This window comes from Oleiphilus sp. HI0123, assembly GCF_001635315.1.
In genome coordinates, this window is the sequence record NZ_LWGE01000070.1 from 1 (window position 1) to 494 (window position 494).

Annotated in this window: 1 protein-coding gene; it reads left to right on the forward strand. The window is 43.3% G+C overall.

The window, feature by feature from the left end:
• The coding region (locus A3761_RS00770; protein WP_197472684.1) for an FAD-dependent oxidoreductase at nucleotides 1-494 on the forward strand (494 nt) is incomplete at both ends.

Sequence of the window (494 nt, forward strand, 5' to 3'; positions counted from 1 at the left end):
GAGATTATTCGCTCAGGTTTTGATCGTTCACCCATGTTTACAGGCATCATAGAAGGAACAGGCCCACGTTACTGCCCTTCTATTGAAGATAAAATTAATCGTTTTGCAGATAAAGACTCCCACCAGATTTTCGTCGAGCCTGAAGGGCTGACAACGCATGAGTTATATCCAAACGGCATTTCAACTAGTTTGCCCTTTGATGTGCAAATTGACTTAGTGCGTTCAATGAAGGGCTTCGAGAAAGCACATATTACGCGGCCTGGTTATGCAATTGAGTACGATTTCTTTAACCCTCAAGACTTGAAACAAAGCCTAGAGACAAAGTTTATCGAGAACTTGTTTTTCGCTGGCCAAATTAACGGCACAACTGGTTATGAAGAAGCCGGTGCCCAAGGTTTACTTGCTGGTATGAATGCTTCGTTGAAAGCAAGTGGTGATATGCTTTGGTGCCCTCGTCGAGATGAAGCTTATATCGGAGTACTGGTTGATGATCT